19 protein-coding genes are annotated in these 24360 nt (G+C 66.0%); 9 read left to right on the top strand and 10 right to left on the bottom strand.

What is annotated here, in order from left to right; all coding sequences use genetic code 11:
- The first annotated feature begins 63 nt into the window (after positions 1 to 63).
- The 3 genes from trxB to RMET_RS03440 all read left to right on the top strand — a co-directional run bounded on the left by trxB (position 64) and on the right by RMET_RS03440 (position 2465).
- A complete protein-coding gene (trxB, locus tag RMET_RS03450; protein ID WP_011515537.1) occupies positions 64 to 1017 on the top strand; it encodes a thioredoxin-disulfide reductase in 954 nt (317 codons plus the stop codon).
- Between the two features lie 118 nt (positions 1018 to 1135).
- A complete protein-coding gene (locus tag RMET_RS03445) occupies positions 1136 to 1810 on the top strand; it encodes a Smr/MutS family protein (RefSeq protein ID WP_011515536.1) in 675 nt (224 codons plus the stop codon).
- Positions 1811 to 1817: 7 nt separating this feature from the next.
- Positions 1818 to 2465 (top strand): trimeric intracellular cation channel family protein, encoded by a 648-nt coding sequence (locus tag RMET_RS03440; protein ID WP_008643595.1) that lies wholly within the window; start codon positions 1818 to 1820, stop codon positions 2463 to 2465.
- A 69-nt stretch (positions 2466 to 2534) separates the two neighbouring features.
- On the opposite strand, the gene glnK is transcribed toward RMET_RS03440, so the two are convergent.
- The gene (gene glnK, locus RMET_RS03435) at positions 2535 to 2873 is read right to left on the bottom strand and encodes a P-II family nitrogen regulator (protein WP_008643594.1); all 339 of its coding nucleotides are present in this window, start codon (positions 2871 to 2873) and stop codon (positions 2535 to 2537) included.
- A 113-nt stretch (positions 2874 to 2986) separates the two neighbouring features.
- Positions 2987 to 5050 (bottom strand): NAD(+) synthase, encoded by a 2064-nt coding sequence (locus RMET_RS03430; protein ID WP_029308370.1) that lies wholly within the window; start codon positions 5048 to 5050, stop codon positions 2987 to 2989.
- A 155-nt stretch (positions 5051 to 5205) separates the two neighbouring features.
- On the opposite strand from RMET_RS03430, the gene RMET_RS03425 reads away from it, so the two are divergent.
- Positions 5206 to 6408, top strand: a complete 1203-nt coding sequence (locus tag RMET_RS03425; protein WP_011515534.1) for a GNAT family N-acetyltransferase — start codon at positions 5206 to 5208, stop codon at positions 6406 to 6408.
- 79 nt (positions 6409 to 6487) lie between these two features.
- Here RMET_RS03425 and ppa read toward each other — a convergent pair whose 3' ends face one another.
- Positions 6488 to 7015 (bottom strand): inorganic diphosphatase, encoded by a 528-nt coding sequence (ppa, locus tag RMET_RS03420; RefSeq protein ID WP_011515533.1) that lies wholly within the window; start codon positions 7013 to 7015, stop codon positions 6488 to 6490.
- Positions 7016 to 7179: 164 nt separating this feature from the next.
- Between ppa and RMET_RS03415 the strand changes: the two genes are divergently transcribed.
- From RMET_RS03415 to RMET_RS03400, 4 genes are all read left to right on the top strand, one after another.
- A complete protein-coding gene (locus RMET_RS03415) occupies positions 7180 to 8616 on the top strand; it encodes an aldehyde dehydrogenase family protein (RefSeq protein WP_011515532.1) in 1437 nt (478 codons plus the stop codon).
- Entirely contained in the window at positions 8609 to 8848 is a 240-nt protein-coding gene (locus tag RMET_RS03410) for a hypothetical protein (protein ID WP_008643588.1), read from the top strand. The genes RMET_RS03415 and RMET_RS03410 overlap by 8 nt, the downstream gene beginning before the upstream one ends.
- A gap of 70 nt (positions 8849 to 8918) precedes the next feature.
- Positions 8919 to 9680: an SDR family oxidoreductase gene (locus tag RMET_RS03405; RefSeq protein ID WP_011515531.1), complete on the top strand. Its 762-nt coding sequence runs from the start codon at positions 8919 to 8921 to the stop codon at positions 9678 to 9680.
- Positions 9681 to 9789: 109 nt separating this feature from the next.
- Entirely contained in the window at positions 9790 to 11103 is a 1314-nt protein-coding gene (locus RMET_RS03400) for an MFS transporter (RefSeq protein WP_011515530.1), read from the top strand.
- Between the two features lie 72 nt (positions 11104 to 11175).
- Here RMET_RS03400 and RMET_RS03395 read toward each other — a convergent pair whose 3' ends face one another.
- The 6 genes from RMET_RS03395 to RMET_RS03370 all read right to left on the bottom strand — a co-directional run bounded on the left by RMET_RS03395 (position 11176) and on the right by RMET_RS03370 (position 21611).
- Positions 11176 to 17145: a hybrid sensor histidine kinase/response regulator gene (locus RMET_RS03395; RefSeq protein WP_011515529.1), complete on the bottom strand. Its 5970-nt coding sequence runs from the start codon at positions 17143 to 17145 to the stop codon at positions 11176 to 11178.
- A gap of 32 nt (positions 17146 to 17177) precedes the next feature.
- Positions 17178 to 19379 (bottom strand): methyl-accepting chemotaxis protein, encoded by a 2202-nt coding sequence (locus tag RMET_RS03390; RefSeq protein WP_011515528.1) that lies wholly within the window; start codon positions 19377 to 19379, stop codon positions 17178 to 17180.
- A gap of 157 nt (positions 19380 to 19536) precedes the next feature.
- Positions 19537 to 20079 carry a chemotaxis protein CheW gene (locus tag RMET_RS03385; RefSeq protein WP_011515527.1) on the bottom strand — a complete coding sequence of 181 codons (543 nt, stop codon included), beginning with the start codon at positions 20077 to 20079 and terminating at the stop codon, positions 19537 to 19539.
- Between the two features lie 77 nt (positions 20080 to 20156).
- Complete coding sequence (locus RMET_RS03380) at positions 20157 to 20525, bottom strand: response regulator (RefSeq protein ID WP_008644878.1); 369 nt, start codon at positions 20523 to 20525, stop codon at positions 20157 to 20159.
- A 34-nt stretch (positions 20526 to 20559) separates the two neighbouring features.
- Positions 20560 to 21063 (bottom strand): response regulator, encoded by a 504-nt coding sequence (locus RMET_RS03375; RefSeq protein ID WP_011515526.1) that lies wholly within the window; start codon positions 21061 to 21063, stop codon positions 20560 to 20562.
- A gap of 377 nt (positions 21064 to 21440) precedes the next feature.
- Positions 21441 to 21611, bottom strand: coding sequence for a rubredoxin (locus tag RMET_RS03370; RefSeq protein ID WP_008644874.1), 171 nt, complete (start codon positions 21609 to 21611; stop codon positions 21441 to 21443).
- A 245-nt stretch (positions 21612 to 21856) separates the two neighbouring features.
- On the opposite strand from RMET_RS03370, the gene hemL reads away from it, so the two are divergent.
- Positions 21857 to 23149, top strand: coding sequence for a glutamate-1-semialdehyde 2,1-aminomutase (gene hemL, locus RMET_RS03365; protein WP_011515524.1), 1293 nt, complete (start codon positions 21857 to 21859; stop codon positions 23147 to 23149).
- Here the strand turns inward: hemL and dapA are convergent.
- The gene (dapA, locus tag RMET_RS03360; protein ID WP_011515523.1) at positions 23136 to 24044 is read right to left on the bottom strand and encodes a 4-hydroxy-tetrahydrodipicolinate synthase; all 909 of its coding nucleotides are present in this window, start codon (positions 24042 to 24044) and stop codon (positions 23136 to 23138) included. The two genes, hemL and dapA, sit on opposite strands and share 14 nt — an antisense overlap.
- Between the last annotated feature and the right edge of the window lie 316 nt (positions 24045 to 24360).

Raw genomic sequence — 24360 nt, 5'->3', positions numbered from 1 at the left:
CGGTTTCGAGTGACACCGGCGCAACCACCGTGCCGGTGCACGCGCTGCCTACAGGAACGCATCATGTCCGCAAAACACGCAAAAGTGCTGATTCTCGGGTCTGGTCCGGCCGGCTACACCGCCGCCGTCTACGCTGCCCGCGCCAACCTGAACCCGGTGCTGATCACCGGCCTGGCCCAGGGCGGCCAGCTCATGACCACGACCGACGTGGAAAACTGGCCCGCCGATCCTAACGGCGTGCAGGGCCCGGACTTGATGCAGCGCTTCCTGGCGCACGCCGAACGCTTCAACACGGAAATCATCTTCGATCACATCCATACGGCCAAGCTGACGGAAAAGCCGATCCGCCTGATCGGCGATTCGGGCGAGTACACCTGCGACGCCCTGATCATCGCCACCGGCGCGTCCGCCCAGTACCTGGGCCTGCCGTCGGAAGAAGCCTTCATGGGCCGCGGCGTCTCGGCCTGCGCCACCTGCGACGGTTTCTTCTACAAGAACCAGGAAGTGGCCGTGATCGGTGGCGGCAACACGGCCGTGGAAGAAGCGCTCTATCTGTCCCATATCGCCAGCAAGGTCACGCTGATCCACCGCCGCGACAAGTTCCGCGCCGAGCCGATCCTGGTGGACCGCCTGATGCAGCGCGTGGAGGAAGGCCGGATCGACCTGCGCTACGACAGCACGCTGGACGAAGTGCTGGGCGATGAGTCGGGCGTGACCGGCCTGCGCATCCGCGACACCAAGGACGCCGCCAAGACCGAGGATCTGAAGCTCGCCGGCGTGTTCGTGGCCATCGGCCACAAGCCGAACACCGACCTGTTCGAAGGCCAGCTCGAGATGAAGAACGGCTACATCGTGACCAAGAGCGGCCTGTCGGGCGACGCCACGGCCACCAACATCCCGGGCGTGTTCGCCGCCGGCGACGTGCAGGACCACGTCTACCGCCAGGCCATTACCAGCGCCGGCACGGGCTGCATGGCCGCACTCGACGCGCAACGCTATGTGGAAGCGCTGAAGTAATCGCTCCCGGGTACCAGGCACTAGCGTCACCGATTCGGGCCGGTTTTTACCGGCCCGATTCCTTATTGGATTCCTTATAATCGACGCCGAGCCCCCTGCCCCCTTAGAGAATCGCTCCATGTCGCACGGCGCCAAACCCACCTCCAAGCCCCCCCACCGCATGGGCCTGCACGATCTGGCCACGGTCCGCGACGGCCTCAAGGCCGACGCCGAGCGCCGCGAAGCCGAACGGCAAGCCGCCGAGGCCGCCGCCAGGCGCGCCGAGGAAGAAGCCAACGTGTTCCGCACCAGCATCGGGCAGGTCAGCAACCTGCGCGACCGCAACCGCGTCGAGCATCCCGTGAAGAAGCCGAACCCGGAGCCGGTGCAAACCCGTCTCAACGACAAGGCCGTGCTCGAGGCGTCGCTGTCCGATGAATTCGATGTCGAGAACCTGCTCGATGTCGACGAGACGATGTCGTTCCGGCGTCCCGGCATCGGCGAGGACGTCATCAAGAAGCTGCGTCGCGGCGAATGGGTGCCGCAGGACAAGGTCGACCTGCACGGCCTGCGCTCCGACGAGGCCCGCGAGGCGCTGGCCAACTTTCTCCGCCGATCGGTGCGCAATGGCGTGCGATGCGTGCGCGTGATTCACGGCAAAGGCATTGGGTCGCCGGACAAGCTGCCGGTGCTCAAGGGCAAGGTACGTAGCTGGCTGGTCCAGAAGGAAGAAGTGATCGCCTTCGTCCAGGCACGCGAATCGCAGGGCGGCGCCGGCGCGCTGATGGTCCTGCTGCGCCAGCCCAAGACCTGAGAACCGGATGCAATATCACCTGCCGTTCGATTTGCTGATGGGGCGACTGCCCCTGATCCTGCACGTGATGGAAGTGATCGGCGTGCTGGCGTTCGCCGTCTCCGGCGTGGTCGATGCCCGCAAGCAGCGGCTGGATGTGGTCGGCACCTTCGTCGTCGCGTTCGCCACGGCATTTGGCGGCGGCACCTTGCGCGACGTGTTGCTCGACCGCCGGCCCTTCTACTGGGTGGATCACGAGTACTACGTCCTGCTGATCTTCGTGATGTCGTTGGGCGCGTCTTTCGTTCTGCGCGTGGCTAGCCGGGTGGCGTCGGACCGCACCATGCTGGTGGCCGACGCGATCGGGCTCGGATTGTTCTCGGTCACTGGCACGTCGCTGGCGCTGGTAGCGCAGATGACGCCGACCGTAGCGGTGATGATGGGCATCATCTCGGCGGTGTTCGGCGGCGTGGTGCGTGACGTGCTCTGCAACGAGGTGCCGATGATCCTGCGCGATCGCTCGCCGTATGCCACCTGTTCGTTCGTCGGCTGCTGGATCTACGTGGGGCTGACCTGGCTGCGTGCCGACCAGGAGGTGGCGCTGCTGGCCGGCGCGCTGGTCACGATGGGAATGCGGCTGGTGTCGGTGCAGTTTGGCTGGAAGCTGCCGAGCTAGCGCAAGCCTGCGACACGACCAAAAGCAAAAGGCCGGCATCTGCCGGCCTTTTTGCCATCTCAATCTCGATCAGACTGCCGCTTCGTCCTGCTCGCCGGTACGAATGCGGATCACGCGTTCGATCTCGGTCACGAAGATCTTGCCGTCACCGATCTTGCCGGTGTGGGCGGCCTTGACGATGGCGTCGAGCACCGTGTCGAGCTGGTTCTCAGCCACGACCACTTCGATCTTGATCTTCGGAAGGAAGTCGACCACATACTCGGCTCCGCGATAGAGCTCGGTGTGGCCCTTCTGACGGCCAAAACCCTTGACTTCGGTCACCGTCAACCCCGTCACGCCGACGTCGGCCATTGCCTCACGCACTTCGTCGAGCTTGAACGGTTTGATGATGGCGGTAATCTGCTTCATGGCTGGCCTCTGTCTCTAAATATGTCGAAAGATGAAGGATTCTAGCCCGAAACACCACATGAAGATTGCGTGCAGACCCACATTGCCCGCAATCGCACCCGATTTCTGCCGGTTCAATCCGGGATCCGCGCGAGATCCCGCATCCACACGACCGACTCGCCATCGCTCGGCGCGCGCCAGTCGCCGCGCGGGGAGAGCGAGCCGCCCGAGCCGACCTTGGGCGCGTTAGGAATACAGGAGCGCTTGAACTGGCTGGTGCGGAAGAAGCGGTCGACAAAGATACCGAGGACGCGCTTGATTTCGGGCAGTTGATAGACGTTGCGGGCCACATGAGGTCCGTTCGGCCACGTTCCACGCGCCGCGTCACCCCAGGCATGAAGTGCCAGGAATGCCACCTTCGACGGCGTGAACCCGAAGCGCAGCGTGTAATACAGGTTGAAATCCTGCAACTCGTACGGCCCGATAATCTGCTCGGTCTTCTGCTCGGGTGCCTTGTCCTGCCCGGCGGCGGTTGCCCCGCTGGGCACCAGTTCCGGGCTGATGTCGGTGGCCAGCACCGCCAGCAGCACATCCTGGCCGCCCTCGGCCACCTGCCCGGTCTCGGCCACCCAGCGCACCAGGTGGCTGATCAGCGTCTTGGGCACACTGGCGTTCACGTTGTAGTGCGACATGTGGTCGCCCACGCCGTAGGTACACCAGCCCAGCGCCAGCTCGCTGAGATCGCCGGTGCCGATCACGATCGCATGGTTGTGATTCGCCAGCCGGAACAGATGGTTGGTGCGCTCACCGGCCTGCACGTTTTCGAACGTGACGTCGTAGACCGGTTCGCCGCGCGAATACGGATGATCCAGATCCGCGAGCATTGCCAGGCAACTCGGCCGGATATCGATCTCGCGCGCCGTGCAGCCCACCAGTTTCATCAATTCGCGCGCCTGCTGCAGCGTGCGGTCGCTCGTGGCAAAGCCTGGCATCGTATAGGCCAGGATGTTCGAGCGAGGCAGGCCGAGCCGATCCATCGCCTTGGCGCACACCAGCAGGGCATGGGTGGAATCGAGCCCGCCCGAGACGCCGATCACCACCTTCGAGATCTTGCTCGACGACAGCCGCTGCACCAGCGCCTGCACCTGGATGTTGTAGACCTCCATGCAGCGCTCATCGCGCTGGCGCGGGTCCGACGGCACATACGGGAAGCGCGCCACCTTGCGCTGCAGCGGCAGGGCCTGCGTGGACGGCACGTCGATGTGGAACGACACGGTGTCGAAGCGTTCCACTTCCTCGTGGTGGCGGCGCACGGACTGACCAAACGACGTCTGGTGCATCCGCTCGCGCGACAACCGCTCGAGGTCGACATCGGCGAACAGCAGGTGGGAACTGTCGGCAAACCGTTCCGATTCGCCCAGCAGTTCACCGTTTTCATAGATCAACGCCTGGCCATCCCAGGCCAGATCGGTCGTCGATTCGCCCTTGCCGGCGGACGTGTACAGGTACGCGGCCAGGCAGCGTGCCGACTGCTGCGACACGAGTTGATGGCGATACCCCGACTTGCCAATCACGATATTCGATGCCGACAGGTTCACGAGCACGGTGGCGCCGGCCAGCGCGGCAAACGACGACGGGGGAATCGGCACCCAGACGTCCTCGCAGATCTCCGCGTGGAAGCGGAAGAAAGGAATGCTCTCGATCTCGAACAGCAGATCGGCGCCGAACGGCACCTCCGCGCCAAGCAGCGAGACCAGCGGCGTGGCCGCGCAGTCAGCGGAGCTGAACTGGCGTGCCTCATAGAATTCCCAGTAGTTGGGCAGATAGGTCTTGGGCACCACGCCCTGAATCTTGCCGCCCGCCACAACCACTGCGCAGTTGAACAGCTGGTGCTCCACCAGTACCGGCAGGCCGACGATCAGCGCCGCGTTGATCCCGGCCGACGCCTCCACGATCCGTTGCAGCGCCAGTTCGCATTCACGCAGCAGCGCCCGCTGGTGAAACAGGTCATCGCACGTGTAAGCCGACAGGCCCAGTTCCGGAAACGCCACCAGCACGGCGCCGCCGTCGGCCGCCTGGCGCGCCAGCAGGATCGTCTGCTCGGCATTGAAGGCCGGATCGGCCACGCGGCACTCGGGCACGCCCACGGCCACGCGCGCGAAGCCGTGGGAATAGAGGTTGAAGAACGGGTGAGTCATGGATGGCCCAGGATTGGGGGGCTGAGGATGCCTGCATTCTACGACGCACACGCGGCGCGTGCTGCCCCGCATCCTGCGCCGCAGCATCGTTTCCGGTAGACTCGATCAGCATCTGGCCGTGGACAACCTGCCCTCCCCCGCCCTCCCCAGTATTCATGAGCGAATCGCGCCTCAGCCCCAACTACCGCACGGAAATCGTGCAGGACCTTACCAACATCGACGCCAACGACTGGGATGCGCTGCTCGCCGCGCAGGCCGAGCCCACGCCGTTCCTGCGCCACGCGTTCCTGCAGGCGCTGCACGCCAGCGGCAGCGGCAGCGCCACGGACGATACCGGGTGGTCGCCGCGCTTCCTGGCGCTGTGGGTGCCCGACGGCAAGGAGCCGGGCCGGGACCGGCTGGCCGCGGCAATGCCGCTCTACGCCAAATCCCATTCCTACGGCGAGTACGTATTCGACTGGGCCTGGGCCGATGCCTACCGCCAGCACGGCATCCCCTACTACCCGAAATGGCTGGCCGCAATTCCGTTCACACCGGTGCGTGGCGCGCGGCTGCTGGCCGAGGATGAACTGTCGCGCCGGGTGCTGCTGCGCTTCGCGCTGGCGCTGGCCCAGGAGAGCGAGCTCTCGTCGCTCCACGTGCTGTTTCCGTCGGACCATGAAGCCGACCTGATGGACGAGGCCGGGATGATGATGCGCCACGGCGTGCAGTTCCACTGGACCAATCCGGGCTACGAGAACTTTGACGCGTTCCTGGCCACGCTATCGCAGAAGAAGCGCAAGAACATCCGCGCCGAGCGCCGTCGCGTGACGGAGGCCGGCATCACGTTCCGCCATCTGCGCGGGGCCGACATCGACGACGATGCGTGGAAGCTGTTCAACCGCTGCTATCGCCAAACGTACCGCGATCACCACTCCACGCCCTACCTGAACCTCGATTTCTTCCGCCGCATCGGCGCGGCGATGCCCGAGCACCTGCTGCTGGTGATAGCCGAGCGCGAAGGCCGCGACATCGCCAGCTCACTGCTGGTCTACGATGCCGATCCGGCGGTCAGCACGCTGTACGGCCGCTACTGGGGCGCGCTGGAACACCATCCCTGCCTGCATTTCGAGACTGCCTACTACCAGCCACTGGAGTTCTGCATCCGCGAAGGCATCGGCACGTTCGAAGGCGGCGCGCAGGGCGAACACAAGATGGCGCGCGGCTTCCTGCCAGTGGCCACGCGCTCCGCGCACTGGCTGGCGCACCCGTCGTTCGCCGACGCGGTCGAGCGCTTCCTGGAGCGGGAGCGTCAGGGGATCGATGCCTATATGGACGAGTTGAACGAGCGGAATCCGTTCGCGGGCGCGCGCGAGTAGCGCGAGTAGCGAGTCATCCCCCGGCAACAAAAAAACCCGCCAGATGGCGGGTTTTTTCGATAACGCGGCAGGCAGCGAATTACTTCTTGAAGTTCGCCACGCCGTCGCTGATTTCCTTGTGGGCTTCTTCGATGCCAGCCCAGCCTTCCACCTTGACCCACTTGCCGGCTTCGAGTGCCTTGTAGTTCTCGAAGAAGTGCTTGATCTGGTCGAGCGTATTTTGCGGCACATCCGACAGGCCCTTCATGTGGGCGGTAGCCGGGCACAGCTTGTCCACGGGGATGGCCACGAGCTTGGCGTCCACGCCCGACTCGTCGGTCATCTTCAGCATGCCCAGTGCACGGCAGCGCACAACGGCGCCGGCCAGGATCGGGAACGGGGTGATGACCAGCACATCCACCGGATCGCCGTCGCCCGACAGCGTTTGCGGGATGAAGCCGTAGTTGGCCGGGTAGCGCATGCCGGTACCAATGAAGCGGTCCACGAACAGCAGGCCGGTCTCCTTGTCGGCCTCGTACTTCACGGGATCGCTCTGGGCCGAGATCTCGATGATGACGTTGAAATCGTTGGGAAGGTCCTTGCCCGGGGAGACGAGGTTGAAGCTCATGAGAGTTCTCCGAATGCCTGTGTGTTGGGATGGCCGGCATTATAGCGGTTTGCTTCTTACCTCTGGCTGACATCCGGGTGCCTTGCACGCCCCGCGCGGTGCGCGATAATGCGGCATTCCCGAATTCAGCAATGGCTCCATAAAGGAGCCCGTGGAGACCCCGCATGCACGCCCAGCATTTTGTCGCCAACCGCCTGATCGCCCCGGACTCCGGCCTGCGCATCAAGGTGTTCGACCCGTCCAGCGGCCAACCCTTCGCCGAGATCGCCCGCGGCAACGCCACGGACATCAACGTGGCCGTCCACGCGGCCCGCCGGGCGTTCGACGGCGCCTGGGGCGCGATGTCCCCCGCCGATCGCGTGCGTCTGCTGAACCGCGTGGCGCTCACCTTGATCGAGCATGAGGACGAACTGGCCGCGCTGGAAGCACGCGACACCGGCAAGCCGCTGCGCCAGGCCCGTGCCGACGCACGGGCGGTGGCACGCTACTTCGAGTTCTACGCGGGCGCCGCGGACAAGCTGCATGGTCAGACGATCCCCTATCAGGCCGGCTATACCGTCCTGACCGTGCGCGAACCGCATGGCGTAACCGGCCACATCATCCCGTGGAACTACCCGCTGCAGATCTTCGGCCGCAGCGTGGGCGCGGCCCTGGCCGCCGGCAACGCGTGCGTGGTCAAGCCGGCCGAGGATGCCTGCCTGTCGCTGCTGCGCGTGGCCGAACTGGCCGCCGAGGCCGGCCTGCCCGAAGGCGCCCTGAACATCGTCACCGGTTACGGCCACGAGGCGGGCGCGGCACTGGCCCGCCACCCCGACATCAACCATATTTCGTTCACGGGATCGCCCGAAACCGGCAAGCTCGTATCCCAGCTGGCGGCCGAAAACCACGTGCCGGTGACACTGGAACTCGGCGGCAAGTCGCCGCAGATCGTCTTTGCCGATGCCGACCTCGACGCGCTGCTGCCCGTGGTGGTCAACGGCATCGTGCAGAATGCGGGCCAGACCTGCTCGGCGGGCAGCCGCCTGCTGGTGGAACGGCCGGTCTACGAGGAGTTGCTCGACCGCGTCGCCAGCGTCTTCGAATCGCTGCGCGTGGGCCCCTCGGAACTCGATCTCGAATGCGGCCCGCTGATCAGCCGCAAGCAGCAGCAGCGTGTCTGGGACTTCGTCTCCGACGCGCAGCACGCCGGCATCTCCGTGATGGCGCAGGGCCAGATCGTGGCGGAGGCGCCTGAATCCGGCTACTACCAGGTGCCGATGCTGTTCCGCGACGTGCCGGCCACGCACCGGCTGGCGCAGGAGGAAGTCTTCGGCCCGCTGCTGGCGGCCATGCCGTTCGATACCGAGGACGAAGCGCTGCAACTGGCCAACGGCACCGCGTACGGCCTCGTGGCCGGGGTCTGGACGCGCGACGGCGGTCGGCAGTTGCGCCTGGCGCGCAAGCTGCGGGCGGGCCAGGTTTTCATCAACAACTATGGCGCCGGCGGCGGCGTCGAGCTGCCGTTCGGCGGCACCGGTCAGTCAGGCTACGGCCGCGAGAAGGGCTTCGAGGCCCTGTACGGATTCACCACTCTGAAAACCATTGCCATTCAACATGGGTAACATCAATTTCCTGTCGGTCGCGTTCGCCATCTTCTTTTTCTGGATGGCCTGGCACGTGAGAAACAAGCGCGCCACGAACCCGTCCGGCATGCCGCGCCTGCAAGTCTTCAAACGCAAATGGGGCGAGTCGCTGGGGGATCGCATCCACTGGTGCCTTTACGTCGCCCTGCCCTTCCTGCTGGCCATCATGATGGTCGGCAATGCATTGCGGGGCAAAGGCCCCTTCCACTGAGCATCCATAGCTGGACGGTTACCAGACGCGGCATGCACCGCGTCCGGACCACAATCACAGGAGACAAACGATGGCCAGACTGTCTGGAAAGGTAGCGGTAGTCACGGGTGGTGGTTCGGGCTTTGGCGAGGGCATCGCGCACACGTTCGCGCGCGAAGGCGCCAGCGTGATGGTGGCCGACCTGAACCTGGAAGCCGCCGAACGTGTGGCGGTGGCCATCCGCGAGGCAGGCGGCCAGGCGCGCGCGGTGCGTGCCGACGTGTCGCAAGGCGATGACGTGGCCGCGATGCGCGATGCGACGCTGGCCGCGTTCGGCGACGTCCACTGCGTGGTCAACAACGCCGGCACGACCCATCGCAACAAGCCGATCCTGGAAGTCACCGAAGCCGAGTTCGATCGCGTCTACGCGGTCAACGTCAAGAGCATCTACTGGTCCGCGCATCACTTCATCCCGCATTTCCGCAAGCGCGGCGGCGGCAATTTCGTCAACGTGGCCTCCACCGCCGGCATTCGCCCCCGCCCCGGGCTGGTCTGGTACAACGGCAGCAAGGGCGCGGTCATCGTCGCCAGCAAGGCCATGGCCGCCGAACTTGGCCCCGACAATATCCGCGTCAACTGCGTCAACCCCGTCATTGGCGCCACCGGCCTGCTCGAACAGTTCATGGGCCTGCCTGACACCCCCGAGAACCGCGCGAAGTTCCTGGCCACGATCCCGATGGGTCGCATGTCCACACCGCAGGACGTGGCCAACGCCTGCCTGTACCTGGCATCAGACGAAGCCGCGTTCATCACCGGCACCTGCATCGAAGTCGATGGAGGGCGCTGCGTCTGATCCACGCCCCCGATTCACATCCGATGTGAATCCGAGTCGCCCCAGATCCGTTTTTCCAACCCAGCGGTAACGTCGTATCCCAAAGCAAAACCCGAAAGAGGAGACAGCAATGACAACGACCGCAGTCAGTTCCGGCGCGCAAGACGCCGGCTTCGAGGACGCCACCTACCGCAAGGTGAGCTGGCGCCTGGTGCCCTTCCTGTTGCTCTGTTACGTGGTGGCCTATCTGGACCGCGTCAACGTGGGCTTCGCGAAGCTGCAGATGCTCAACGACCTCAAGTTCAGCGAGACGATCTACGGCCTCGGCGCGGGCATCTTCTTCATCGGCTACTTCATCTTCGAAGTGCCGAGCAACGTGATCCTGCACAAGGTGGGGGCGCGCATCTGGATCGCGCGGATCATGATCACCTGGGGCCTGATCTCGGCGGCGATGATGTTCGTCACTACGCCGATGATGTTCTACGTGCTGCGCTTTCTGCTGGGCGTGGCGGAAGCGGGCTTCTTCCCGGGCATCATCCTGTACCTGACCTACTGGTACCCGGCCAGCCGTCGCGGACGCACGACCACGTACTTCATGACGGCCATTGCGCTGTCCGGCGTGATTGGCGGCCCGCTGTCCGGTTGGCTGATGCAATCGTTCGACGGCCACAACGGCTGGTCGGGATGGCAATGGATGTTCCTGGTCGAAGGCATCCCGTCGATCCTGGTGGGCCTGTGGGTGCTGGCGTATCTCGACGACCGCATCACCCACGCCAAGTGGCTGACCGATGACGAGAAGGCGCTGCTCCAGCGGAATATCGCCAACGAGGACCAGCACAAGGAAGACCCGCCCGTGGCCCAGGTGCTGTCGAGCCCGCGCGTGTGGCTGATGAGCGCGATCTACTTCAGCTTCGTGATGGGCCTGTATGGCGTGAGCTTCTGGCTGCCGACGATCATCAAGCAGACCGGCGTGAAAGGCGCGCTCGATGTGGGCCTGCTGACCGCGATCCCCTACGGGTGCGCGGTGGTCGGGATGATCCTGTTCGCGCGCAGCGCCGACCGTCGCGGCGAGCGGCGCTGGCATATCGCGATTCCGGCGCTGGCCGGCGCGGTGGGTCTGGTGCTGTCGGTGCAATGGCACAGCGACACGACCATGGCGATGGTGGCCCTGACGATCGCCACGATCGGCATCCTGACCACGCTGCCGCTGTTCTGGAGCCTGCCGACGTCCTTCCTGGCCGGAACCGGCGCCGCCGCGGGCATCGCGCTGATCAATTCCCTTGGGAACCTGGCTGGCTTCCTGAGCCCCTACGCAGTGGGCTGGCTCAAGGACATGACGCAAAGTACCGACTCAGGCATGTACCTGCTGGCGGTCTGCATGGTGGTGGGCGCTGCGCTGACGCTGTCGGTGCCGGCGCGGATGGTGAATCAGAAGAAGGATTGAGAGATCGAAGGTTTGGGTTGAAGCGCCGCTCTCCCGTAGAACGGGAGAGCGGCACCGGCCGAAGCGAACGGCTTAGGACTCGCCCAGCATCTGCGCCACCGACCCGGCTGCTCCAGCGGCCTTCTCGCCGATCAGCTGCCGCAGCGTGCGCAGCAATTCATCCTCGTTGAACGGCTTGCCCAGGTACACGTTCACGCCAATCTCCGCGGCATAGCGACGGTGCTTCTCCGCGGTGCGCGACGTGATCATCACCAGCGGCATCTGGCTCGTGCGGCTGTCGGCGCGAACATTGCGCGTCAGGTCGAAACCGTCCATGTTCGGCATCTCGATGTCGACAAGCATCGCATCGGGCATCACTTCCTGCAGCTGACGCAATGCGTCAACGCCGTCGCGAGCCAGCACCACCTGGTAGCCGGCACGCGTCAGCAACCGCTGGCTGGCCTTGCGCACGGTCAGCGAGTCGTCCACCACCATGACGGTCGGCTGCGTGATCAGACCCGCCACCGGCACCGCTTCGCCATTGCCTGCAAATTCGGCCACCGCGCCCATCGTCTCCGGCGCCCGCAGGTGTACCGGCGCGGACGGCGCCACGCCGCCACGCTCGCGCATCCACCGCTGTGCCAGCACCACGGGGTTGTAGATCAGCACGATCTCGCCATCGCCCAGCGTGGTTGCGCCTGCAATGCCTTCCAGGCGAGCCAGATGCGGGCCAATGTGCTTCACCACCACTTCGCGGTTACCGATCACTTCGTCCACGTGCACGGCCACGCGCTCGGCGCCCGACCGCACCACCACCACCGGCGAGTACTTGCGGCCCGACGCCATCGCCGCGGTTTCCTCCAGCAGCGCGCCGAAGTAGTAGAACGGCGCATCCGCGCCCGCAGGACCAAAGCGGCGGGCGTTGTAGGCGTCGAGCAGCGGCTTTTCGCGCAGCTGGTGCACTTGGTCGATCATGCCGCTCGGGATGGCGTACAGACGTCCACCCAGCGAGACCAGCAGCACCTGCGTGATAGCCGTGGTCAGCGGCAGATGCACCGTGAAACTGGTGCCCCGCCCGACTTCCGTCGAGAGCGTGATACGGCCACCCAGCGCCACCGTCTCCGATCGCACCACGTCCATGCCAACGCCCCGGCCCGCGAGCTCGGACACCGCATCGGCCGTCGTGAAGCCCGGCGCGAAGATCATCTCGGTCAGACGTGCGTCGCTGGCATCTTCGTCATGCGCCAGCAGGTGCCGCGCTACCGCCCGTTGACGAATGCGAGCAAGGTCAAGGCCGCCACCGTCGTCGAAGAACGTCAGCACGACCTCGTTGCCTTCCTGCTGCACTTCCAGCGTCAGCGCGCCCGTGGCCGACTTGCCGGCGGCACGGCGCGCGTCGGCCGGCTCGATGCCGTGCACCACGGCGTTGCGGATCAAGTGTTCGATCGGGCCAGCCATGCGGTCCAGCACCGAGCGGTCGATTTCCACCGTGCCGCCCTTGATCAGCAGGCGCACTTCCTTGCCAGTCTCGGTCGCGGACTGCCGCGCCACGCGGTAGAGGCGCTCGGCCAGCGCATCGAACTGCACCATGCGAGCCTGCATCAGCCCACGCTGCAAGCCACGCGTGAGTCGCGCCTGTGCGGCCAGGTCGCCCGAGGCGCGGTCGAAGCCGCGCTGCAAGTTCTGCTCCACGGTCGCCACGTCGTTCACCGACTCGGCCATCATCCGCGTCAGTTCCTGGAAGCGCGTGAAGCGGTCGAACTCGAGCGGGTCGAACTCCTGGTTGTGCTGCGCGTCGGCGATGCGCGACGCCATCTGCGTCTCGGCCTGGATTTCGATCTCGCGAAGCTGCATCCGCAGACGCGCGACGTTATCGTTCAGTTCGCCGAGGTAGCTGCGCAGCGCCAGCAGTTCGCTATCCAGACGCGCGCGCGTCGCACCCACTTCACCCGCATCGTTGATCAGCGTATCGAGCGCGCGGGCCTGCACCCGCACCAGCGCGCGCTGGCGATCGGCATCGGTCGGCAGGTTTGCCGGCACCGGCATCGCCTGCGGCGCGGCCGGCAGCAGATCCTGCGTGGGCTGCTGTGTCACGTCCACCGACACCACCGATGTAACCGGCACAGCCGGCACGGTGGATTCGGGCTCCGCCGCGATCAGACCGTTGACCACATCGGCATCGTCCACCGGCAGCAGACGGCCACTCTGCAACGCGTCCACGTGCGCGAGGATGCGGTCGTACCAGGCATAGAGGCGGCCGAATAACTCCGGCGCCATGCGCTGGCCACGCACGCTCGCTTCGAGCAGCGTTTCCATTTCGTGCGCTGCCTGACCCAGGGCCATCGCGCCAGCCATGCGCGCGCTACCCTTCAGCGTGTGCAGCCCGCGCAGGATCAGCCCGCCGTGCTGGGCATCGGCAGGTGTGGATTCCCAGGTGCGCAACATCTTGCCGAGGTCGGGCAGGCTGCCTTGTGCTTCCTCGAGGAAGATTTCCACCAGCGCGGGATCGAGTGACGAGGCGTCGGTCGACAAATCGACCTGCTGCGCGTCAGTAACACCCGGCGATACGTGCGCGATGGCTGCCGACTCATGTCGCGGCGCCGGCAACGAAATCACCACCGCATCATGCACCGGCGTCTCGGCGTCGGCCGGACCGACTGGCGTCAGCGTTGGCGCCGAGACCGGCGGGAGCGATGTGATCGGCGTCAGCTTGACCGGCGGCAGGTTCGTCACCGCGTGCGGCTCGGGCAACTCCGGCAGATCGGCATCATCGGCATCTTCAGCAGGCTGCGACTGACCGAACAATCGTGCGACCGAGCCCTCCTGTCCCGACACATCGGCCTCCGGCACCGCTGCGCGCGGGCGCATCAGCGCTCGCTCGCCAAAGTCGTTCAGGTCGCGGACGACCGCGGCATCGGCATCAGGCCAGATGCCCGCGGCAAACTGGTGCAGCATGCCGCGCAACCGTTCGACAGCCTGCTCCAGCAAGCGGAAATCGCCCGGGTGCATTGCAACCGGATGCCGGCCCAGCAGCAGCAGAAGCTGCTCCAGCGCCTCGGCAATCTCGCGCACCGGCTCCAGGCCCACCGTCGACGCACTGCCCTGCAGCGTGTGAGCCACGCGCAGCGCAAGCTCGCTCGGACAAGGATGTTCCTCGTGCTTCCACTCGGACAGATCGGTCGCGAACTGGCGCAGCAGATCGTCGGCTTCCTGCAGGTAGACGTTGTAGAGCGGCAGTCCGATCCGGACTGGGCCAATCACCTTGTAGTTGTCGTCGTCGCTGGCGAGTCCGCTGGACAGACGGAACTGCAGCACGTTGTCCTCGGCCGGGGTCTCCTCCGCAGCCGCGTCGGGCTGCGCCGCAGACAGCGCCAGCAGCGCATCGAGCGGGTCCAGCAGCGCGGTTGCGTCAACGGCAGCGGCAGCGGGAGCGTGGGCCGGCGCCGAGCCTGGATCGCGCACGCGCTGCGCGGCGGCAACGAGTCCGGCGATGTCACGTGCGGTCGACGGGTCCTGCTGCAACGCCTGCGCCCATTCGCGCAGCAGATCGTGCGCCTGGTGCAGCAGCGCGAGTAGTTCGGGCTGCGGCTCGCGTGCTTCGGCGATCCACAGGTTCATGACCTGTTCGACGGCCCATGCGGCTTCGCCGTAGCGGCTCAGGCCAACCATGCGGCTGGAACCCTTGAGCGTATGGAAGCCGCGACGCACGCGGCTCAGCACATCGGCATCGCGCAGTCCATCGAGCCCGCCCTGCACGTCGGCGGCGATACTCCCGAGCACCTCTTCGGCCTCGGAGAGGAAAATCTCAAGCAACTCGGCGTCGATCGCATCGGCGTCAACCGGCATCGGCGCGGCGGCCGGCGCCGCGGTGGCCGCCGGTGCGGCAGCCGTCGCCGGCAACGGATCGGCCAGCGCCACGATCATCCGTTCGGCCGCCGAATCGCTGCCGGCCAGCCATGCATGGAGTTGCGTGGTGGCTTCGCTGGACTGACGCCGCAGCGCCGCATCGTCGTCGATGGCGGCCTGATCGGAGACTGCCTGCAACGCGCCACGCAGGCGCTGGATCTCTGGCGAGTCGGCGCCTGCCGCCACGCGGATCGCATCCATGGCCGCGCCACGCGCCACCGCCAGCACGCCCTGCGGCGCCGGATCGCGATGCTGCAGGTCCGCATAGATGTCGTCTTCAGTGACTTCTGCCTTGGCCCGTCCGAACTCCAGCAGATCGGCAAAGGCATGTACCGCGCCAAGCTCGGCGGCGATATCGGACAGCATCGCGATGCGCGACGCTTCCTCGACGGTTCCGGGCAGAACTTCCAGCCACCGCAGTACGGTCCGCACCGCTGCCAGCGCTGTCTCCGCCGCTTCGTCGATGCCATCCCGCATCGCCGCGCTGACGTACACGCGCTCGAGCGTGGCAAGCAGGGATTCGAATGCCTGTCTGGCATCGGCCAGCGCTTCGCTGGCGTCAGGACGCGCCGCGTTGCGATCGTACGTATCGAGCCATGATTCGCCGCTATCGAGCTGCGCGCGCAACTGAGCAACCGCTTCCGCACGCAGCGCCTGGGCACTGGCGGCCTCGACCATCCCGGCGAGCCAGGCCGGTGCCTGGGCATCGGGATCGGCCAGGCAGGCAGCCATCGCGTCGCAGCGCTGCGCGAATTCCTGTGCCGATGCGTGACCTGACTTGCCATGCACACGCCACGGCATCGCCAGCGCCTGCGACAGAAACAGCGCCACGCCAGCACGGCCCAGCGCGTCGTTCGGCGGACGGCGGCCCGCATGAGCGGCCACCGCTGTCAGGCATTGCTCCAGAGCCGGTTGAGCAAGCGGCAGCGCCGCTTCGGCGAGCGAGGCCAGCGCCAGTTCCCAGCCGGACTGATCCTCGCCTGCCGCACGCTCGATCGACCGCGCGGCCTGCTGCAGATTGCGGGTGTCGATGGCATCGAGCCAGCCGTAGTAGCGCTGGCGGAAGTCGGCACGCGCCACCACATGCGCCGGGTCGACACGATATGCCTGCAGGCTGCGGGCGATATCGGCACGCAGCACCTGCACGGCAACTTGCACGGCGGGCGTCGCGATGTCGTCGGACTCATCGACGGCCAGCCCGGTGCTGACCAGGAAGAAAATCGCATCGTTCAACAGCGCCTGCGGCACGCGCACCTGTCCTTGCAGGTACTGGCGCACCAGCAGGTGCGTGCGTGCGGCGAAACGCTTGGCCAGCAGGTCGGACGGCAGCAGACCATGAGCGAGGCCGCGGAACACCATGGCCAGCGTATGCCAGATACCGCGATCAGGCGTGTCGGTGGCGCGGCGCGCCTCCTGCTCCTGGTTGCGCACATCGTCGAGCGCCAGTTGCAGCGGCAACCAGGCCTCGCGCAGCATGGACGTGTCCGGGCACGGCGCGGGCAGGCGCAGCGCGCGCAGCAAGGCAGCCTCGAAGCGCTGGCGCGCCCGGGTGACAGCCGATGCCGAAAGCGTAGGCAGCACGATACCCGGCAGCATCTGCAGTTCGTCGAGCCACAGGTCTGCCGGATGCACGCGCTCTTCCTTCATCAGGTTCAGCGCGGTGGCATAGGGCTGGTACAGGCGCAGCGGGTCTTCAGCGTCGCCGCCCATCAGGTCGTCGACGTACTCGGCCAGCGCCTGCACGCCGGTGCGGAACACCGCGAGCGTTTCCTGGCTGGCGGGCACCGTGCCAGCGTCGATGGCCTCGAGCAGGCGGCGCAACGCCTGGCAATAGGCATCCACGCCGCGCAGCCCGACGATATGCACCGCGCCTGCGGCCTGATGCAGTTGCTGGCCGGCCAGCCGCAGCGAAGTGGTATCGCGCGCGCCCAGCGCCTCCGGCGTCTGCTGGATCTCGTCCACGTAGTGGCCGAGTTCGGTGGCGGCATCGTCGAGCGCGGTACGCAGGCTTGGCGCGAGCCAGGCCAGCACCGACAGGTCGCGCTGCGGCGCGGCGGGTGCCTCCGCCGCCGGAATGGGAGCAGGCTCCGGCGTGGATGACAGTTGCGCCGCGGCCGTCTCGGCCACTTCGCTCGACAGGATGGTATTGAAAGACATGACCAGTTCCGTTGCGCCCTTGCGGGCGGCCGTCAGGCGATCTTGAACCGCGATACCGAGTTACGCAGCTCTTCGGTCAGTGCGGTCAGCTGGCGCACCGACGCGGCGGTCTGGCGCGTGCCGGCGGTGGTCTGCGCGGTCACCTGCAGGATGCCGTCGATGTGGCGGGCCACGTTGGTGGCCAGGCCTGCTTCGTGCGATGTGGTCTGCGAGATCTGTTCGATCAGCTCGGCGAGCTGGCGCGACACGCGACCGATCTCGACCAGTGCGGCACCCGCGTTATCGGACAGGCGCGCGCCCTCGACCACGCCCTGCGTGCTCTGCTCCATCGCGTGCACGGCGTCCTGAGTGTCGGTCTGAATCGTGCGAATCAGCGCGCCGATCTGCTTGGTTGCCTCGCCCGAACGTTCGGCCAGACGCTGCACTTCTTCCGCCACCACCGAGAAGCCGCGGCCGGCTTCGCCTGCGGAAGCCGCCTGGATGGCGGCGTTCAGTGCCAGCACGTTGGTCTGTTCGGTAATGTCCGAGATCAGCTCGACGATTTCACCGATCTCCTGCGACGATTCGCCGAGACGCTTGATCCGCTTGGACGTTTCCTGGATCTGCTCGCGAATGCCGTTCATGCCCGCGATCGCGTTCTGCACGGCGTGCTGGCCCTGCTCGGCCGCAGCCAGCGATGCGCGTGCCACGTTGGCCGATTCGGCCGCACCGCGTGATACCTGCGTGATGCGGTCCGCCATCTCCACCACGGATTCGCCGGTCTGACGAATCTGGCGCGACTGCTGCTCGGTCGTGGTGGCCAGTTGCACCGAGGTTTCCTGCACCTGCGTCGAGGCGTGCTGCACGTCCCCGGCGGTCTGCTGCACGCGGCCCACCAGTTCCTTCAGTTCTTCCACCGTGTAGTTCACCGAGTCGGCAATGGCGCCGGTGATGTCCTCGGTCACAGTGGCCTGACGCGTCAAGTCACCGTCAGCAATGTCCTGCAGCTCGTTCATCAGCTGCAGAATGGCCTTCTGGGTGGCGTCGTTATTGCGCTTTTCATCGAGTCGGCGCGCTTCGGCTTCGTGCTCGCGCGCCTCGGCTTCGAGCGCCCGGACGCGCGAGTCGCGCAGGTAGAGGGCCGCGAGACCGGCCAGGCACAGCAGCGTGGCTAGCGCGGAGATAACCATCGCGCCCAGTGTCCAGGGGCGGAAGCGCGCATCTTGCGCATAGGCCGACTGCAACGCCGACAACTCGCCGCGCAGGGCTTCGTTGTCATTGAAGATCTGCTGCTGGGCGCGCTTGGCGGCGATCAGACCAGGCAGGTTCTGCAGAATCGTCTGCGTGGTCTTCTGCACCGCGTCGAAGCGCTGCGAAAGTTGCTGCAGGTAGCTGCGCGTCTCGGCATCGTGCGCGGCGGTCAGGCGCAGCGCTTCGGAGCCGTTGATCAGGCCGTCGAGTGTTTCGCGGAAGGTGTTGGTGTCCTTGCCAAGCAGGAACGCGGTTTCAGGGTTGACGCCTTCGCCCGAGAGGAACTCGTTGAGGTTCTTGCCCAGACGCTGCGTCAGCATCACCAACTGAGCGGAAGCCGCCACCTCACGGGTGTTGGCGCCCGACTGCAGCTTGATGGCCGCCACCTGTTCAGCGGCTTCGAGCAGTTCGGGGTTGGACGCGTTGAAGATCTGCAGCGTCTGGCCGATCGTCGTCAGAATGGCCTGCTGGGCGAGCACGTCGGCGGCGCTCTTCTCGGAACGCTTCCACGAGCCCATCGCCTTTTCCAGCAGCGGCTCGCCCGGCCCGCTCGTGGCCCGCACATGCTTCTCGTCGCTGCCGTTCTGCAGCGCCAGCATGTCGGTGGTCAGCTGCTCTTTCGACTCGCGCAGCTGCTTGAACGCCTGGGCGTTGCCGAGCAGCGCCACGGGCACCGCCTTACCGAGACGCTGCGAGTGCATCAGCATGTCGCCGGTCACCTCGATCTGCGCCGCGCCGTTGCTGGCCTGCCGGTTATCAAGGTACACGGAGGCGAGCAGCGCCGACAGCGACACCACCACGCCCACGGTCAGCGCGCGCTGCTGCGCCGAGAACGGCATCCGCGTCAGCCAGCCCGACATCATCTCGACAGGGGTCTGGCCAAGGCCGCCCTGCTGTCTGGCCGCGCCGGCCGCCGCAAACGCGGCGCCACCCGGCGCCGCCACTTCTGCGGCAGCGCCCGCGGCTGCGGTGCGGCGACCCAGGCCGATCTTCTTGATACCCATAGCAACCCTCTGTTCGTTCGTTATTATGAAACCGCTTCAGAATGATTCCGGCGTCGTTGCGGGGCCTTGCCATACCACTTGTACGGTCTGCGGCCCCGCGCCTGGCCAGAACCGCTGCGCTTCATTCCGAAACGGCTTCATTTCCAGATTCCGCTGTTCAAGCCACGGTACGGCCGGCCTGCAGAAACGCGGGCGACGCCAGCAACTGCCCGATATCGAGCACCTGCCAGCCACGCCCCTCCTTGTCCGCGAAGCGCAAGCCCTGCCAGCCTTCGGGTTCGTCACCCTGAGCCGGCGTCAGATCCACCGCATGGCGCAGGCCCAGCACGCGCGTCGCGATGATGCCGCACGCACGTTCGACGTGACGCGACAGGACTACGATCTTGCTGCCCGGCTGTACCGGCGTGGGGCCGTCGCCGCAGAACATGGCGAAATCGATCACGCCCAGCAGGTTGCCGCGCGCGTTGACGAGACCGCGATACCAGGGCTGCGTCAGCGGCACGCCGGCGGGCTGGCGCATCTCGATCACCTCGCCGGTTTCCAGCAACGGCAGCAGCCAGTTGCGCTGGCCCACCACCACACCCAGGTAGCTATCGACGGCCGGCAGGTTGCGCGCGTCGCGCAGACGCCGGGCCAGCATGGCCTGGTAATCCTGCAGGCGGGTCTGGCGGGCACGAAGGTCTTGGCGCGGCGCGTTCATGATGGGGATACCAGTTGGTGAAACCTTGGGGCAGTGGTGCCGGAGCGCGCTGCCCGCTTGCTGATGGGCTGGCTGGCTCAGTTCGCCAGCGCGGCGATCTTCGACAGCAGTTCTTCGCTGTCCACCGGCTTGACGACGTAGTCCGACGCGCCCTGGCGCATGCCCCAGATCCGGTCGGTTTCCAGGCCCTTGCTGGTGCACATGATCACTGGGATGTCCTTGAAGCGGTCGTCGCGCTTGATCGCGCGCGTGGCCTGGTAGCCGTTCTGGCCCGGCATCACCACGTCCATCAGGATCAGGTCGAAAGCGTCCGCCTCGAGCCGGGCCATGGCCTGGTCGCTGTTGCCGGCCACGGAAACCTTGAAGCCCTTCTTGCCGAGCAGGTCGGACATGAACAGGGCTTCGGTGGGCGAATCGTCGACGATAAGGATTTTGCTGATGGTCATTGTCTTGTTCCTGGATGCTTCTGGCGGTCGGTTCTCAGGCCGCCACGGCCGCACCCTCGTCGGCCACGCAACCCGTCAGGCAGGACTGAACGGCCTGCAGCAGGGCTTCGCGGGAAAAGGGCTTGGCGAGATGGTTATGCGCGCCGACGAGCTTGCCGCGCGAACGGTCGAACACGCCGTCGCGAGACGACAGCATGATCACGGGAATGGCGTGGAAGCGTGGGCTCTTCTTGATGAGAGAGCAGGTCTGGTAGCCGTCCAGACGGGGCATCAAGATGTCGCAGAAGATGACGTCCGGGCGCAGGTCGCCAACCTTGGCGAGCGCCTCGAATCCATCCTCGGCCAGCATGACCTGATAGCCAGCGTTCGTCAGGAAGATTTCCGCCGTGCGGCGGATGGTGCTGGAGTCGTCGATGACAAGGATCTTGCCCGACACCCCGCGGCCCGACACCGCAGATGCCTCGTCGGCGCCGGCATCGGCACCGATTCTGACCCCGTCGACAGACTTGCTGTCTATTTCTGTTTGCGTGACCCGCATGTTGTTCCCGCGACCGACTGCCCGCAGAGAAGCACGGACGCCGGCATTCACTTGAGAACTCCCGCACGGCATCACCCATGGCGTGCCGGCGGCCCCCGATTTCAACTTTCCCAATCAACAAACCCGGCTACCCGGCCGGTCCGGCGGCGCGTTCTGACTGCTCGCACCTGCCTTGCTGGAAGCCGCCTTGACCTGGCGGCCCCTTTTATTCTTGTCACTGCATACCACCGCGCTCAGCCTGCGTGCGCAGGCCGGACCGGGGTGCAGTTTTGCCGCAAAGTGTGACAATTCATAGTTAGGCCGTCAATCCGGGGCTTCCGGCCCGGCCTGTCGAACTGTCTCTTTCCCGCGACGGGAAACGGTTACGGCGAATCGCTTCAGATCGCCACCATCTCGAAATCTTCCTTGCGCGCACCGCATTCCGGACAGGTCCAGTTGATGGGCACGTCTTCCCATTTGGTACCCGGGGCGATGCCGTCTTCCGGCGCGCCAGCGGCTTCGTCGTAAATCCAGCCGCAGATCAGGCACATCCAAGTCTTGTATTCCATATGCAGGCTCTTGCCAGTCTCCATTAAAATCAAGCGCAGATGGTACCGAATCAGCGCCGATGACGCCACCCATGCCCCGGCGCGTTCACACCAGTTTCGTTTGCGTTCGCGCATGTTAGCGTGCAGATGCCGCCAGAACGGCACGCGATTCACCCGATTTGCTCATATTTTGAGCATTTCGAAGCCGACGCGGCCCCCGGCCGGACGCATGTTTTTCCTCCTGAATCCTTTTCAGCCAGATTCCCATGTCCCGTAACCAGCAGCTTTTCGATCGCGCCCAGCAGACCATTCCCGGCGGCGTCAACTCGCCCGTCCGCGCCTTCCGTTCGGTGGGCGGCACGCCGCGCTTTATCACCCGCGCCGAGGGTGCCTATATGTGGGATGCCGACGGCCAGCGCTATATCGACTACATCGGCTCCTGGGGCCCGATGATTGTCGGCCACGCGCATCCGGACGTGGTGCGCGCCGTGCAGGAGACCGCCACCCAGAGTTTCTCGTTCGGCGCGCCGACCGAGGCCGAAATCGACATGGCCGAGGAAATCTGCAAGCTCGTGCCATCGATCGAGCAGGTGCGCCTGGTGTCGTCGGGCACCGAAGCCACCATGAGCGCGCTGCGCCTGGCACGCGGCTTCACTGGCCGCGACCTGATCATCAAGTTCGAGGGCTGCTACCACGGCCATGCCGACAGCCTGCTGGTCAAGGCCGGCTCGGGCCTGCTGACGTTTGCCGACACCACGCAGAACGCGCCGTCGTCGGCGGGCGTGCCGGCGGATGTCACGCGGCACACGATGGTGCTGGAGTACAACAACGTCACCCAGCTCGAGGAAGCGTTCGCGCGCCACAAGGGCGAGATCGCCGCCGTGATCGTGGAGCCGGTGGCCGGCAACATGAACCTGGTGCGCGCCAGCGAGGCATTCCTGACCGCCATGCGCAACCTGTGCAGCGAGCACGGCAGCGTGCTGATCTTCGACGAGGTGATGACGGGCTTCCGCGTGGCGCTTGGCGGCGCGCAGGCGCACTACGGCATCAAGCCGGACATGACCTGCCTGGGCAAGGTGATCGGCGGCGGAATGCCGGCGGCGGCGTTCGGCGGCCGGCGCGACATCATGGCCAAGCTTGCGCCGCTCGGTGGCGTCTATCAGGCAGGCACGCTCTCCGGCAACCCGCTGGCCGTGGCCGCCGGCCTGACCACGCTGCGCCTGATCCAGGCCCCGGGCTTCTACGACCGACTGGCCACGCAGACGCGCAAGCTGGCCGACGGCCTGACCAAGGCCGCCCGTGAGGCTGGCGTACCGTTCTGCGCGGACGCGATCGGCGGCATGTTCGGCATCTACTTCACCAACGAAGTGCCCGGCAGCTTTGCCGAGGTGACCAAGGCCGACGTGGGCCGCTTCAACCGCTTCTTCCATGCAATGCTGGCCGAAGGCGTCTACCTGGCGCCGTCGGCCTTCGAGGCCGGCTTCGTGTCGGCCAAGCATGACGATGCGATCATCGAGGCGACGGTGGCTGCCGCCGCCAAGGCCTTCAAGGCTGGCTGACCGCCCCGCTCACGATATCCATCGCATCGAACATCGCCGCGAGCTGGTTCGCCAGTTCCGGCGATGCGCAGGTCATCGGCGCGCGCAGTTCGTCGCGCAACCAGCCATGACGCGCCAGCAGCGCCTTGATCGGCCCCGGGTTCGGCTCCGCGAACAGCGTCTGGATCAGCGGCATCAATGCGTAGAACAAGCGGCGCGCCTCGTCCAGCCGCCCCTCGGACACAGCACGCCAGATCGCCACGAACCGCTCCGGATGGAAGTGCGCGCAAGCGATGATCGCGCCCTGCCCGCCCAACGCCAGCGTGCCGAGAAGCTGGTGATCCTCTCCCGCCAACACCGCCAGCCTGCCATCGGCGATCAGCGCCTGCGTGTTAAGGGCATTGCCGCCGCAATCCTTGATCGCGCCGATATTGCCGTGATCAGCCAGCGATAGCAGCGTCTCCAGCATCAGCGTCGTGCCGGTTCGGTACGGAATGTCATAGAGCACGAGCGGGGCCCGCGAGGCATCTGCCAGGCGCCGGAAGTAGTCGCGCAATCCGTCCTGCGACGGACGGATGTAGTACGGCGCCGGGGCCAGCACGCCCGCCAGCGGCCGTTCGTTGCAGCGGCCCAGGCGTGCCAGCACATGACCCAGATGGTTGCCGGCCAGACCCATGATCACCGGTAGCCCGTTTGCGCATTCGAGCACCGTATCGAGCACGGCCAGTTGCTCGGGCTCCTCCAGCGCGGCCGCTTCGCCGGTGCTGCCACATACGACGAAACCGGCGATGCCGGTGACGCTGAAGTGGCCAACCAGACGCTGCAAGGCATCGAAATCGACTTCGCCACGGTGAAAAGGGGTCACGAGCGGCAGCCAGATGCCGCGAAAACCAGGATGGGACTGCGTGTTCTGCATGAAAGGACTCCGGATCGACCGATTCGGAAACCGTCAGAGCGCGACGCGGCAGGACACGGGGAATGCAAACGCGGGCAGATCGCCCCTTCGACCGGTACTGTTCCGTCGCCCATCTGACGGAACAGTGCGCTCCGGTCAGACGAGCGACTGTTTTTTGGCTTTGGCGCGCGCGGCCTGACCCGCGCCCTGGAGGGCGATGCGAGTCGTGGAGGCATTGGATACGCGCGGCATGGGGGAGAATCTAGCTGGCACGGCGGGCGTGGTCAAGTGCCCGGATACCGATCCAGCGCCCTGCCCGCTCGCCGGAGGGTGGCGC

Source organism: Cupriavidus metallidurans CH34, from assembly GCF_000196015.1.
Classification (GTDB): domain Bacteria; phylum Pseudomonadota; class Gammaproteobacteria; order Burkholderiales; family Burkholderiaceae; genus Cupriavidus; species Cupriavidus metallidurans.
Note: the sequence above shows the minus strand (reverse complement) of the source record. Positions and strands in the feature narration are given on the sequence as shown.